The sequence below is a fragment of the Microcystis sp. CS-574 genome, assembly GCF_028329095.1.
Classification (GTDB): domain Bacteria; phylum Cyanobacteriota; class Cyanobacteriia; order Cyanobacteriales; family Microcystaceae; genus Microcystis; species Microcystis ichthyoblabe_A.
On record NZ_JAQMSY010000008.1, the window covers coordinates 1 to 12,557 of the forward strand.

Here is a 12,557-nt window from a genome sequence, read left to right on the forward strand (position 1 = left end):
ATATATTCTTATATATTTTTACATCACCTTGATGAAAATCAATAATTGTAGCTATAATCCTTCCTGCCAATGGGTTGTAAGCAATGTATTAGTAATAATTATCAAATTATCAATTGAATGATAAGAAATGCGGAATGTGGGATAAATTATGAATTATGAAGTGGGCAGACCACTTCGTGCGCGACGTTCGGACGTTCGGCGAAGCTCAGTCGAGCCGCGATGCTAGGTCGAGCCGTTGCGGGTGGTGATGGGGTGATGGAAGCAGGGAGAAGGGAGAAAAAAGCGTTCGTGTTAGTGAGCTTGTCGAACTACTGAGCTTGTGCCGAAGTCTGACGGCTGACGAATGTTACGATTGTTACAACATCTTGACATTAATTCTGATACCCTGACAATGTGTCAATCTGTGCAGTAATGGGGCAGAAACTCAAGTGGTATCGATCCATATTTCTATTGTTGAGGGCAACCCGCACTTGCGATCGCTATTAGCTTGGCATCTGCAACAGGCCGGCTATTTGGTCAATCAATCGGCAAACCTGCAAAGTGCGCGTCAAGCTTTCCTTCACCGTCAACCAACCTTAGCAATTATCGATTCCGACTTACCCGACGGGGATGGAATCGAACTCTGCCGTTGGCTTTATCAACAAAAACATTCTCTAATACTGATTCTCTCGGCCCGCAATGGCGAAAAAGATGTGGTCAATGGTTTAAAAGCCGGGGCCGACGACTACCTGAAAAAGCCCTTTGGAATGCAAGAATTTATGGCTAGGGTAGAAGTGTTAACCCGTCGTTTAGGCGGTAGGGCTGCTCCCCTACACTTGGATTATGGACAATTAAAAATAGATTTAGCCCAAAGACGGGTACAATTTCGCGGGGAGTATATCGAATTAACGCCCCAAGAATTTAGCCTACTCTACGTTTTAGCCCAAGCGGAGGGAACACCCCTATCAAGAGCCGATTTACTGCGTCGCGCTTGGCCCGAGGAAATAGATAACCCCCGGACAATTGATACTCATGTTCTCTCTCTGCGGAAAAAAATCGAAACCGATCCCAGACAACCTAATTTAATTCAAACCGTCCGCAACGTTGGCTATCGTTTCAATCTAGAAATGTTGGCCGAGATCAATTCAGCTTTAGAAGCTAATATTATTGCTTCCACCAAAGGCAATCATAACGGTCATTCCATGAGTAAAATCCCCGCTCACAATGTTAGTCGTTAATTCTGGCTTTGTCCGACTGATTAGCAGATTTTTGGCTGAAATCGTCTCCTAAGCACTGAATGAAGCAAGGAGACGAAGAGCAAATTAAACCATAGTCACCATTGACCGATCCGCTTGTTGCTGAAATTCCGTCAATAAACGCCGGAATTCGTCGCCGTCAATGGTTTCCTGTTCAATCAGTATCTCCACCAAGCGATCAATCGCCATACGATTGTCAAGGATAAGTTTTGTTGCTAAATCGTGGCATTGCTTGACAAGTTCCCGCACTTGTGCATCAATTTTCGCCATCATCGCGAAAGAATGGTCGGCATGATAACCAGCGCCAGCACCACCGAGATAGGAATTACCATCCTCCTCTAGGGCAATCAATCCCAATTCCGACATTCCCAGACGCGTTACCATCTGTCGGGCCAGATAGGTAATTTTTTCAATATCATTACCAGCACCGGTGGTCACTTCATCCTCACCGAAGACACATTCCTCCGCCACCCGTCCCCCTAATAATCCCGCAATTCGGGCCAACAACTGGGAACGACTGGTTAAACCCTGTTCTTCATCGGGAGTGAACCAAGTTAACCCCTGCGCTTGACCCCGGGGAATCAGGGTGACTTTTTCCACTTGATCGTGGCCAGGACAGAGAGTACCGACAATCGCATGGCCAACTTCGTGATAGGCGATCAAACGCTTGGCTTTACTATCCACTAAAGCGCGCCCTTCCATACCGGCCACAATCCGATCGATCGCATCGTTGACCTCCTCCATCGTAATCGCCTCTTTGCGCCGTCTGGCAGTAAAAATCGCCGCTTCGTTGAGCATATTAGCCAAATCTGCCCCGGTAAAACCGGGGGTGCGCCGGGCGATCGCCTCCAGAGCCACATCAGCAGCCACCTTTTTATCGCGAGAATGGACCTCCAAAATGGCCAAACGTCCCTTAGAATCTGGATAATCCACCACCACCTGTCGGTCAAAACGACCCGGACGCAGCAGGGCCGAATCCAAAACATCGGGGCGGTTGGTGGCGGCAATGACGATAATGCCCGTATTTCCTTCAAAACCATCCATTTCCGTCAATAATTGGTTCAGGGTTTGTTCCCGTTCATCATTACCTCCCCCATAACCGATCCCTCTTTGACGACCAACGGCATCAATTTCATCGATAAAAACCAAACAAGGGGCATTTTCCTGGGCTTTTCGGAACAGATCTCGCACTCGCGACGCACCAACCCCGACGAACATCTCCACGAATTCCGACCCGGAGATGCTGAAAAAAGGCACTCCCGCCTCTCCTGCGATCGCTTTAGCCAGTAAAGTTTTCCCCGTCCCCGGTGGCCCGATTAACAGGACTCCCTTGGGGATTTTTGCGCCAATAGCCGTAAATTTTTCCGGTTGTTTGAGGAATGTTACCACTTCCTCTAGATCTTCCTTGGCCTCATCCACACCCGCCACATCATCGAATTCTATGCCAGTTTTCGCCTCCATCTGAAACCGCGCCCTTGATTTACCGAAGTTCATCGCTTGACCGGAAGCATTGGCAGAACGACGGATAATAAACACCAATAATCCCAAGACGATAATAATCACTAACAGGTTAGTGAGAACATTGATCAGGGCTGAATTGTCAGTGCTGGGGAGAATGCCGTACTCAATTTTTTTAGCATCCAGTTTCTTGATTAATTCGGGATTTTGGTCAAATAAATTGACTTCCTTCGGGGGATCCTTGTCCGTTTGACCGACGAGGGTAACTGCTGCCTGCTGCAAAGAAGGATTGATTTCCACCTTTTTTACCTTGCCTTGCTCGATTTTCTCTAACAATTCACCGTAGGTGAGGGTATTTTGGTTTTTTTGACTCCAAGCAGGAGTGACATGGCCAAAGGTTTGCAGAATCATCCAAGTGGTGACAATCCCTTTCCATACTGGCCGATGACCACGATTCTTGGCTGACTTGGCTCTAACTACGGTGAGTGGAGATTTTTGATCCATAATTGACTCTATATCTAGTTACCCTGTATCCATTGTGACAGATCGACTCGATCGTGACCACTGTTCTGTTTGCCCCCAGCCACGACCCTGAGGGCAAATAGTGATGACGGTTTTTTGCTATACTGTATTCAGCTAGGTAGTCTAACAACTGCCTATCCCAATCACTAACAGTTTAGGGAAGTGGGTTTCGCCCGCTTTTTTTATTGTCTAAATCATGACCCATCCGCTCATCCCCGACCTGCTGCACCTAGCCACCCCTATCGCTGAAAACTTGGGGCTAGAAGTGGTCGATATCGTTTTCCAAACCAATAAAAGGCCTCCCGTCCTGCGCGTCGATATTCGCAATCTTGCGGGAGATACCGGTTTAGAGGACTGTGAGCAGATGAGTCGGGCCCTAGAAACCGCCCTCGACAGTCAAGAAATCTTACCTGGGGCCTACGTTTTAGAAATATCTAGCCCCGGCATTTCTCGACAACTGAGCAGTGAGCGCGAATTTCAGTCTTTTAAAGGCTTTCCCGTCATCGTTACCGGCCAGGATAGCCAGGGAAAACCGCAAGAATGGCGCGGAAAACTGCAAGGTAGAGACCAGCAATCTATTTATCTTAACCAAAAAGGTCGATCCCTGACCATCGATCGCACTACCGTCATCAGCGTCCGTTTAGATGAGCGGCGGGATCAAAAGTAAAAAAAAGGACAGGAGACGGTCGCCAGGAGACTGCTTTTATTTATTCTCTCTATTGCCCATTGCCTGTTCCTTATTGCCTATTCCAAGTTCTAACTAATAACTCAAAAGTAAGGAGAAAAAATAATTATGGCTACTGTTAATTTGCCCGGTTTAAAAATAATGCTCGAAGAAATTAGCCAACGACATAATCTGCCCAAAAATGCCGTACAGGAAGCCTTGCGTGAAGCCCTAATCAAGGGTTACGAACGTTATCGACGCGCCCAAAGTTTAGAAAAAGCTGCTCAATTCCATGAAGATTATTTCAATAACTTTGATGTGGAATTAGACGTAGAAGAAGAGGGCTTTCGCATCCTTTCGACTAAAACTATTGTGGAAGAAGTGACCAATCCCGACCATCACATCGGTCTCAAAGAAGTGCAAGAAGTAGCCGATGAGGCCCAGTTAGGGGATGAAGTAGTTCTTGATGTCACCCCCGACCAAAAAGAATTTGGTCGCATGGCGGCGATTCAAACTAAACAGGTTTTACTGCAAAAACTGCGGGATAACCAACGTAAATTGATTCAAGAGGAGTTCCAAGATCTGGAAGGAACCGTTTTACAGGCCCGGGTTGTCCGTTTTGAAAGACAGGCCGCTATTGTCATGGTACAAAGCACCTACGGTCAACCGGAAGTGGAAGCAGAACTACCGAAACGGGAACAGCTGCCCAACGATAACTATCGGGCCAACGCCACCTTTAAAGTGCTGCTCAAAAAAGTCCTAGAAGGTTCTCACCGCGGCCCGCAATTAATCGTTTCCAGAGCGGCGGCGGGTTTGGTAGTATATCTGTTCGCTAACGAAGTTCCCGAAATCGAGGAGGAAATCGTGCGTATTGTCGCCGTCGCTCGAGAAGCTAATCCCCCCTCCCGTCACGTTGGTTCGCGCACAAAAATCGCCGTCGATACCCTAGAAAGAGACGTGGATCCGGTTGGGGCCTGTATTGGGGCCAGAGGTTCGCGGATTCAAGCCGTGGTGAACGAATTGCGGGGAGAAAAAATCGACGTGATTCGCTGGTCTCCGGATCCAGCCACCTACATCGCCAATGCCCTTAGTCCCGCCCGTATCGACCAAGTTTTGTTCACTAATGCCGAAGAAAGACAAGCATTGGTACTGGTGGCACAGGATCAATTGAGTTTAGCGATTGGCAAAGAAGGACAGAACGTGCGTCTAGCCGCCCGTCTGACGGGCTGGAAAATCGATATTAAGGATATCGCCCTCTATAAAGGCGAACAAGAGGTAAAAACCGCTGAAACAGACCCAGAATCCCAAGATTTAGACCAAGAATGAACCCCTTCGTCAATTATCGACGCTGTATTAGCTGCCGTCTCTTCGCCCCGAAAGAATCTTTTTGGCGAATTGTCCGACTACACCCGTCCGGACAGATACAATTAGATCAAGGCATGGGAAGAGCCGCCTATATCTGTCCGCAGCCCAACTGTCTGCAACTGGCCAGGCAAAAAAATCGTCTCGGACGCGCCCTAAAAGCCAATATTCCCGAAACGCTCTATGAATCCTTGCAAGAGCGCCTCGGGACTGCCAAGCAAGGTCGTCCAAATCAGGATTAAAATTGACGATCATAGCCACAAAATCGTTACCATGGAAAGGGGGCAGTCCTGACAGGATCAAAAAATCAGCCAACTTATAGGATCACTAACACTTTAGCCGGGGGATAATGGATGAGTAACGCGAAAGTCAGAATTTACGATTTATCAAAAGAATTGAATCTAGACAACAAAGACATTTTGGATATCTGTGACCAGTTGAACATCGAGTACAAGAGCCACAGTAGCACGATCAGCGAAGAGGATGCCCAACGCATCAAGGCAATTGCTGCGAAGGGAGTTGTTTCGAGTACCAGCAAAAATAGCACGGGTCAGCGAGAATCGGTTAGTCCTGCCGAAGAAAAAAAACAAAAGATTTTAGCCCTGCATAAACACAACCGCCCCGAAACTGGCGAAGAAGGGGAAATCTATCCCGGGTCTGCCGGTTCCTCAGCTAAACCGACTTTAATCAGTCCTCCCCGTCCCCCAGTTAAACCCCTCGTTGCTGCCCCAGGGCGCGACGGTGCGGCCGAAAAAACTCCCCCCACCGCTGCAGAGATGCCATCTCAGTCCGCCAGTGTTAAAGAAACCCCGACCGAAACGCCGCTAGTGCCAGAAGTATCCTCCACCTTAATCGCCCCACCTAATCGACCTTCCCTCACCCCGAAACCACGCCCGGGCAGTGCCTCGGGCCGGCTAGAACCCCGATCTAAAAATGCCCCTGGCAGTAACGACAGGCCCCCTTGCCCTGAGCCAAGTCGAAGGGGGGGGGAAAAACGCGAGCGCGGCGAGAGCGAAAACGCCCCTAATCCTGAGCGCAGGGCTGGCTTGGCTAAACCAGAAAAACCGACCCTCCACCGCAGACCCGACGGAAAAAGCCCGAAACTGGGGGAACCAGCTAGAGAAGTGCGGGAGACGGTGGAATTGAAGCGCCCAGTTCGCCCCGGTATGCCCGCTAAAATCTCGGCTACCGGCGAGGAAGAAACCGACACCACCAAGAAATCTGGTGTTGATGGCACAGAAATCGATACGGATACCGGATTGCTCGGAGCAGACGGGCCCAAAAAACTCAAACGACCGACCATGCCCCCTCGCATGGCCAAAAAATCTACCTGGGAAGAAGAAGAAGAAGAAGAGAAAAAAGCGGCTAAAACCGCCAAAACTGCTGGCAAAAACAAACGCCGCACCCAAGCCCTCTTTGAAGATGACGATGATCTAGAATCGGAACTATCCGGGTTAATCAATAGCCCCAGTTTTACCCTTTCCACCGCTCGTCCACCCAAACCGCCCAGCGCTAAAGCTGCCACCCCCGGCACCCCAACAGCAGTCAAAGTTAAGCGCCCCAGTAAACCAACCGCCCACACCGGCAGCCCGAAAAGCGAGCGCCAAGAACCTCAAGAGGAAAAACGCCCGGAAAGCATCGTCGTCACTGGCAGTCTCACCGTGCGCGACCTCTCGGAATTGATGAAAGTCCCCGAAACCGAGATCATCAGAACCCTATTTTTTAAAGGGATGGCGGTTAATATCACCCAAACTCTCGACGTGGACACGATCGAAATGATCGCCAGGGACTTCGAGATCGCCGTGGAAACCCCCAGCACCCAGTCGGCGGCGATCAAAACCACGGAAATGATCGATGTCTCCGACTGGGAAAGTCTCCAGCGTCGTCCCCCCGTCGTCACCATTATGGGTCACGTTGACCACGGTAAAACCACTCTCCTCGACTCGATCCGCAAAACCAAAGTCGCCCAGGGGGAAGCCGGCGGCATCACCCAGCACATCGGTGCTTACCACGTCGATGTGGAACATAACGGCAAACCGGAACAGATTGTCTTTTTGGATACCCCCGGCCACGAAGCTTTTACCGCTATGCGGGCCCGCGGGGCGAGAGTCACCGATATAGCGGTGCTGGTGGTAGCCGCCGATGATGGCGTACAACCCCAAACGAAAGAGGCAATCAGTCACGCCAGGGCTGCGGAAGTCCCCATCGTGGTGGCGATTAACAAAGTCGATAAACCCTCGGCTAACCCCGACCGGATTAAACAGGAATTGACCGAACAGGGACTGGTGGCCGAAGATTGGGGCGGTGAGACGATTATGGTTCCCGTGAGCGCCCTGCGGGGTGAAAATCTCGATAATCTGCTGGAAATGATTCTCTTGGTGGCAGAAGTGGAGGAATTGGTCGCTAACCCCGATCGCTTGGCCAAGGGAACCGTCATCGAAGCTAACCTCGACCGCACCAAAGGCCCCGTGGCTACCCTGCTCGTCCAGAATGGTACTCTCCGCGTCGGTGATAGCATCGTCGCCGGTTCCGTTTTCGGCAAAATTCGGGCCATGATCGATGATCGCGGTCAAAAAGTCGAAGCAGCCACCCCCTCCTTTGCCGTGGAAATCCTCGGTCTCAGTGATGTGCCGGCCGCTGGCGATGAGTTCGATGTCTATGAAAGTGAGAAAGAGGCCCGATCAATCGCTGATCAACGGGCGATCGAACAACGCAACACCCGTTTACAACAGGCCCTCTCCTCCCGTCGCGTTAGCCTTAGCACCCTCTCTATCCAAGCTCAAGAAGGACAACTCAAGGAACTTAATCTCATCCTCAAGGCAGATGTGCAAGGTTCCGTCGAGGCCATACTCGGTGCGCTCAAACAGTTACCCCAAAACGAAGTACAGATTCGGGTTCTCCTCGCCTCTCCGGGGGAAATCACCGAAACCGATGTGGATCTGGCCGCCGCTAGTGGTGCGGTGGTGGTGGGCTTTAATACCACCCTTGCCAGTGGTGCGCGCGCATCCGCCGATCGGGAAGGAGTTGATATCCGCGATTACAATATCATCTACAAGCTCCTCGATGATATTCAAGGGGCGATGGAAGGTCTTCTCGACCCCGAAGAAGTGGAAGAACACCTCGGTTTTGCCGAAGTGCGGGCCGTCTTCACCGTCGGTCGTGGGGCCGTGGCTGGTTGTTATGTCCAATCCGGTAAACTGGTGCGGAATCGCTTCCTGCGCGTGCGTCGCGGCAAGGAAATTGTTTATCAGGGGGTTCTTGATTCCCTCAAACGGATGAAGGAAGATGCCCGAGAAGTGGCCACCGGTTTCGAGTGCGGTGTCGGTGTTTCTAAATTCAATGACTGGAAAGAAGGCGACATTATCGAAGCCTACGAAATGGTCATGAAACGTCGCACTTTATCCAGTTAATTACACTTGAACCGTCGGGAGTCGGGAGTCAGTTATCAGTTATCAGTTATCAGTTATCAGTCATAATTCCCCCACTCCCCCACTCCCCCATCTCCCCACTTCATAATTCATAATTCATAATTTATAATTTATAATTCTCATTTCCCTCTATGAAATCAGAACCTTTTTTGTGGATTCATCTGGCAGGGTTAGCGGCTTTGCCAATCTTTTTACAAATCGCTTGGATTGGTTTAGCTGTGGGCGATCCCTTGCCTTTTCTTTGGCTAGAATGGCTATTTCTGGGAGCGATCGCTATTATTCCCGTCTTTTGGATGCAGTGGACAAAACCTTTTGATATCTTTAGTCTTTTGTTGGTCGCCCTGAAACCGAGTCAACTCACCCCCGAACAGTTAAAAATTCTCTCTCTTTTTCAACGTCCTCGCCATCGTCTTCTGACTCTTTTGGGAGTCGTCCTCTTAATTCTCATCGCTTGGCCTATCTATAATTTTGCCCCTCTAGCGGCTGCCGTGGCCGCCTATCTCCCCCAATGGCGGCTTTTAGGTTTAGTCATCGCTGCGATCGCTCTCCTCTTAAGTCACCTATTTTTACAGGTTCCTCTGAGTGTTCTAGGGGTTTTAGCCACTAAAGAAAGTGACTGGACAGCGACCGAAGCTTTAGTTATTGAGCGCATTCCTGAGTTATTTACCATTTTTGGTCTAAAAGTTAATAAAATTATCTAAATTATCTGAAATGCAGGATTGATCGCCCGTTTAAGGGTTGAATATTCCTCGCATTACGGGGCAAAATTGCGGCCAATTGTTGCAGTTGTTGGGGAGAAATTTTGATCGTATTTTGCCAGACTAACCAGAGAACATCCTCGCTACAGGGAGGAGTGGACAAAGACCCCTGATATTCATAGAAACCGCTATTTTCCGGCAGTAAAAGCCCGACATTGACCCAAGTATCGGGGATAATCATTTCAGGAGAAGGTTCTTGGGGCAAATAATCCCAAATGGTTTGTAAATAGGGATTAAAAGCACCAATTTCGGCTAAGATGCCCACAACTGCTAAATTTCCCTTCCCATTTCGATGCACTAAATGAATTTCTAGAGGGAAAGACTGACCTTTAATCTGATGTTCGCTGGGGTGATGAAAATGGAACTGCAATAAATCCCAGTTTTCGCCGTGAAAACTCATGTTTCCAACTTTTTCGGTCTGAACCAAGATTGTATGACCGTTATGGCGAATTTTTAGGGGTATAGGACGATAATTAAAGGTGGGTTGGTATAGCTCTTTTTCAGTCACTATACTCAGATCGATCGGTGTTTGTTGCTTTCCCGTGGTGCAGAGGCGATAATTCGTTGATAATTCGCCCCAATGGTCAATATTTTGATAATTCCAAGTAAATTCTGGATTAATAGCCCCAAAAAGAGCATGAGAGCCTATAAATTGCAGTAATTCTCGTCTATACATGGGATTAAATTCAGCACATTTCGACACATTTCGACAAGCTCAATGTAAAAGCTCAATGTAAAAGCTCAATGTAAAAGCTCAATGTAAAAGCTCAGTGACCACATTCTTTACATTGACGTTTGGGTTTTCCATTATGAATAGAACCATTCTTGATAGTATGGTGAGAACCACAATTAGGACAGGGGAATAGAGGTGAACTAGGGGGGGATTTTGTTCGGTGCTAGACTGATATTTGAGTAAGCCAGACAGGAGCCAGAAAAAGATATTTATCAGAAAAGTCATGTTCAAGCTAGAGGTTTAAAGACTGATCGGGTTCCAATTATTTTTATTAACAAATATTCTACACAATTCATACCAGATAAGCAAGAGGGCTACGGCACTACTACCGAATCATTACCCTCATTTTATCTGACTGTGATCGCTTTTACTTTTGGTATTCTGATGGGAGAATGAAACAGCCCTACCCCCGACGGTGGGTTTGGGGGGTTCTACCCCCCAAAGGCTTGCATTGAATGATAAAATCGGAAGTAATGACCAACTTTAGAAGATAGTTTCCCTTTAAAAATCCCAACTCAGTAGATTTACAAAAATGAGATGCACCCAATTAGACAATTATTCTTGATCCACTGTCCTATAATGACAGAAAGAGTATTTTTGAATTGAATTTGTTCTTAACTGTACCCCACATTTCGACAAGCTCAATGTAAAATAATCTCCCTCCTGATAATCTTCTCATCACCTTACTTTATGTCAAACCTAATCCTTTTCTGGCATCGTCGCGATTTACGTCTCTCGGATAATATTGGACTGAGTAAAGCTAGGGAGCGTAGTCCGAAAATCATCGGGGTTTTCTGCCTCGATCCTGCTATTTTAGAAGGGGATGATATCGCCCCTGCTAGAGTTGCCTATCTGCTCGGTTGTCTAGAGGAATTAGAAAAAAATTATCGCCAAAAAGGTAGTCAATTAGTGATTATTCGCGGCAACCCCAGTCAAACACTCGTCAACTTAGCCGGCAATTTATCGGCAAAAGCAGTTTTTTTTAACCTCGATATTGAACCCTACGCGCGTCAACGGGATCAACAGGTAATTGCCGCTTTACAAACAAAAGGAATTGAAGTAGAAACCTTCTGGGATCAACTTCTCCAGGCTCCAGGACAAGTCCTCACCCTCTCAAAAAGCCCCTACACCGTATATACTCCTTTTTGGAAAAATTGGAGCCAATTAGCCAAAGCCCGCCCCAAAACCCTAGAAAACCTGCAAGGATTAGACGAAAATGAGGGGGAGAAACTCACAGAAACTATTAATTTACCAACCCTAGAAAATTTAGGTTTTACCTGGCAAAACCCCTTACCCCTCACCCCCGGAGAAAAAGCCGCCAATAGCAGATTAGAAGAATTTTGTCAAGGGGTTATTAACAATTATCAAGAAGATCGTAACTTCCCCGCTTTCGATGGCACCTCGCGCTTGAGTGCCGCTTTAAAATTTGGGGCGATTGGCATTCGCACAATTTGGACGGCAACCCTAGAGTTATTAGAAAATTGCCGGGCCGAGGAAGCAAAAAATAGTATTATCACTTGGCAGCAAGAGTTAGCTTGGCGGGAATTTTACCAGCATTGTCTCTATTTTTTCCCAGAATTGGCGGTCGGTGCTTATAGAAAAGAATTTCGTCATTTTCCTTGGCAGGATAACGAAGAACATTTTCAAGCTTGGTGCCAGGGAAAAACCGGCTATCCGATCGTTGATGCGGCCATGCGACAATTAAATGAAACGGGATGGATGCACAATCGTTGTCGCATGATTGTGGCGAGTTTTTTAACCAAAGATTTAATTATTAACTGGCAAAAAGGCGAAAAATACTTCATGCAGAAACTTTTTGATGGCGATTTAGCCGCTAATAATGGTGGTTGGCAGTGGAGTGCCTCTAGTGGCATGGATCCGAAACCTTTAAGAATTTTTAACCCCGCTAGTCAGACACAAAAATTCGATCCAGAAGGGGAATATATTCGTCAATGGCTGCCGGAATTAGCTTCCGTAGATACGGAATATCTAGTAACCGGGAAAATCCCCCGTTTAGAAAGACATCGTTGCGGTTATCCTGAACCAATTGTCGATCATAATCAACAACAAAAAGAATTCAAACGACTCTATAGTAATCAGAAGCCAAAACAATAACTAGGGTTTGTGGCAAAAAGTTTTTAGTGGGGACAGGGTGACAGGGTAACCATAAGGGTGCATCTCATTTTTGTAAATCTACTAATTTGGGATTTTTCAGGGGAAACTTTCTCCTAAAATTGGGGGTTATACCAATTCTCCAAAGTCTGACTACAGAAGTTTAATCCCCCTAAATCCCCCTTAAAAAGGGGAACTTAAAGGGGGATTTAAATTCGATGTGTAGTTTTCATTTAGAGAAATGGTATTACTTTCGGTTTTATTACTCAATCCAAGCTTTTGGGG

At 47.6% G+C, this 12,557-nt stretch carries 9 protein-coding genes and 1 pseudogene; 7 read left to right on the forward strand and 3 right to left on the reverse strand.

The annotated features are described in order from the left end of the window. The first annotated feature begins 428 nt into the window (after positions 1-428). The gene (locus PN470_RS00420; RefSeq protein WP_002739319.1) at positions 429-1,217 is read left to right on the forward strand and encodes a response regulator transcription factor; all 789 of its coding nucleotides are present in this window, start codon (positions 429-431) and stop codon (positions 1,215-1,217) included. Between the two features lie 84 nt (positions 1,218-1,301). On the opposite strand, the gene ftsH is transcribed toward PN470_RS00420, so the two are convergent. After that, positions 1,302-3,197: an ATP-dependent zinc metalloprotease FtsH gene (ftsH, locus tag PN470_RS00425; RefSeq protein ID WP_272103326.1), complete on the reverse strand. Its 1,896-nt coding sequence runs from the start codon at positions 3,195-3,197 to the stop codon at positions 1,302-1,304. A gap of 214 nt (positions 3,198-3,411) precedes the next feature. On the opposite strand from ftsH, the gene rimP reads away from it, so the two are divergent. From rimP to PN470_RS00450, 5 genes are all read left to right on the forward strand, one after another. Further along, the gene (rimP, locus tag PN470_RS00430; RefSeq protein ID WP_272103327.1) at positions 3,412-3,882 is read left to right on the forward strand and encodes a ribosome maturation factor RimP; all 471 of its coding nucleotides are present in this window, start codon (positions 3,412-3,414) and stop codon (positions 3,880-3,882) included. Positions 3,883-4,008: 126 nt separating this feature from the next. Further along, positions 4,009-5,205 (forward strand): transcription termination factor NusA, encoded by a 1,197-nt coding sequence (gene nusA / locus PN470_RS00435; protein ID WP_272103329.1) that lies wholly within the window; start codon positions 4,009-4,011, stop codon positions 5,203-5,205. Then, on the forward strand, positions 5,202-5,483 hold the full coding sequence (locus PN470_RS00440; protein WP_002738851.1) for a YlxR family protein: 282 nt from the start codon (positions 5,202-5,204) through the stop codon (positions 5,481-5,483). Before nusA ends, PN470_RS00440 begins: the two co-directional genes overlap by 4 nt. A 111-nt stretch (positions 5,484-5,594) precedes the next feature. Continuing rightward, entirely contained in the window at positions 5,595-8,651 is a 3,057-nt protein-coding gene (gene infB / locus PN470_RS00445) for a translation initiation factor IF-2 (protein WP_272103331.1), read from the forward strand. A gap of 149 nt (positions 8,652-8,800) precedes the next feature. After that, positions 8,801-9,370 (forward strand): low-complexity tail membrane protein, encoded by a 570-nt coding sequence (locus PN470_RS00450; RefSeq protein ID WP_002738450.1) that lies wholly within the window; start codon positions 8,801-8,803, stop codon positions 9,368-9,370. A gap of 1 nt (position 9,371) precedes the next feature. On the opposite strand, the gene PN470_RS00455 is transcribed toward PN470_RS00450, so the two are convergent. Both PN470_RS00455 and PN470_RS00460 read right to left on the reverse strand, forming a co-directional pair. Beyond that, the gene (locus PN470_RS00455) at positions 9,372-10,103 is read right to left on the reverse strand and encodes a carbonic anhydrase (RefSeq protein ID WP_103113101.1); all 732 of its coding nucleotides are present in this window, start codon (positions 10,101-10,103) and stop codon (positions 9,372-9,374) included. 97 nt (positions 10,104-10,200) lie between these two features. Beyond that, positions 10,201-10,385: pseudogene (locus PN470_RS00460) on the reverse strand (IS1/IS1595 family N-terminal zinc-binding domain-containing protein); the annotation flags it as partial. 465 nt (positions 10,386-10,850) lie between these two features. On the opposite strand from PN470_RS00460, the gene PN470_RS00465 reads away from it, so the two are divergent. After that, on the forward strand, positions 10,851-12,275 hold the full coding sequence (locus PN470_RS00465; RefSeq protein WP_016516236.1) for an FAD-binding domain-containing protein: 1,425 nt from the start codon (positions 10,851-10,853) through the stop codon (positions 12,273-12,275). Positions 12,276-12,557: the final 282 nt, after the last annotated feature.

Excerpts from the sequence above, each read along its gene's own strand:
- ftsH (WP_272103326.1), bottom strand. The coding sequence starts at position 3,197 with ATGGATCAAAAATCTCCACTCACCGTAGTTAGAGCCAAGTCAGCCAAG.
- rimP (WP_272103327.1), top strand. The coding sequence starts at position 3,412 with ATGACCCATCCGCTCATCCCCGACCTGCTGCACCTAGCCACCCCTATC.
- nusA (WP_272103329.1), top strand. The coding sequence starts at position 4,009 with ATGGCTACTGTTAATTTGCCCGGTTTAAAAATAATGCTCGAAGAAATT.
- PN470_RS00440 (WP_002738851.1), top strand. The coding sequence starts at position 5,202 with ATGAACCCCTTCGTCAATTATCGACGCTGTATTAGCTGCCGTCTCTTC.
- infB (WP_272103331.1), top strand. The coding sequence starts at position 5,595 with ATGAGTAACGCGAAAGTCAGAATTTACGATTTATCAAAAGAATTGAAT.
- PN470_RS00450 (WP_002738450.1), top strand. The coding sequence starts at position 8,801 with ATGAAATCAGAACCTTTTTTGTGGATTCATCTGGCAGGGTTAGCGGCT.
- PN470_RS00455 (WP_103113101.1), bottom strand. The coding sequence starts at position 10,103 with ATGTATAGACGAGAATTACTGCAATTTATAGGCTCTCATGCTCTTTTT.
- PN470_RS00465 (WP_016516236.1), top strand. The coding sequence starts at position 10,851 with ATGTCAAACCTAATCCTTTTCTGGCATCGTCGCGATTTACGTCTCTCG.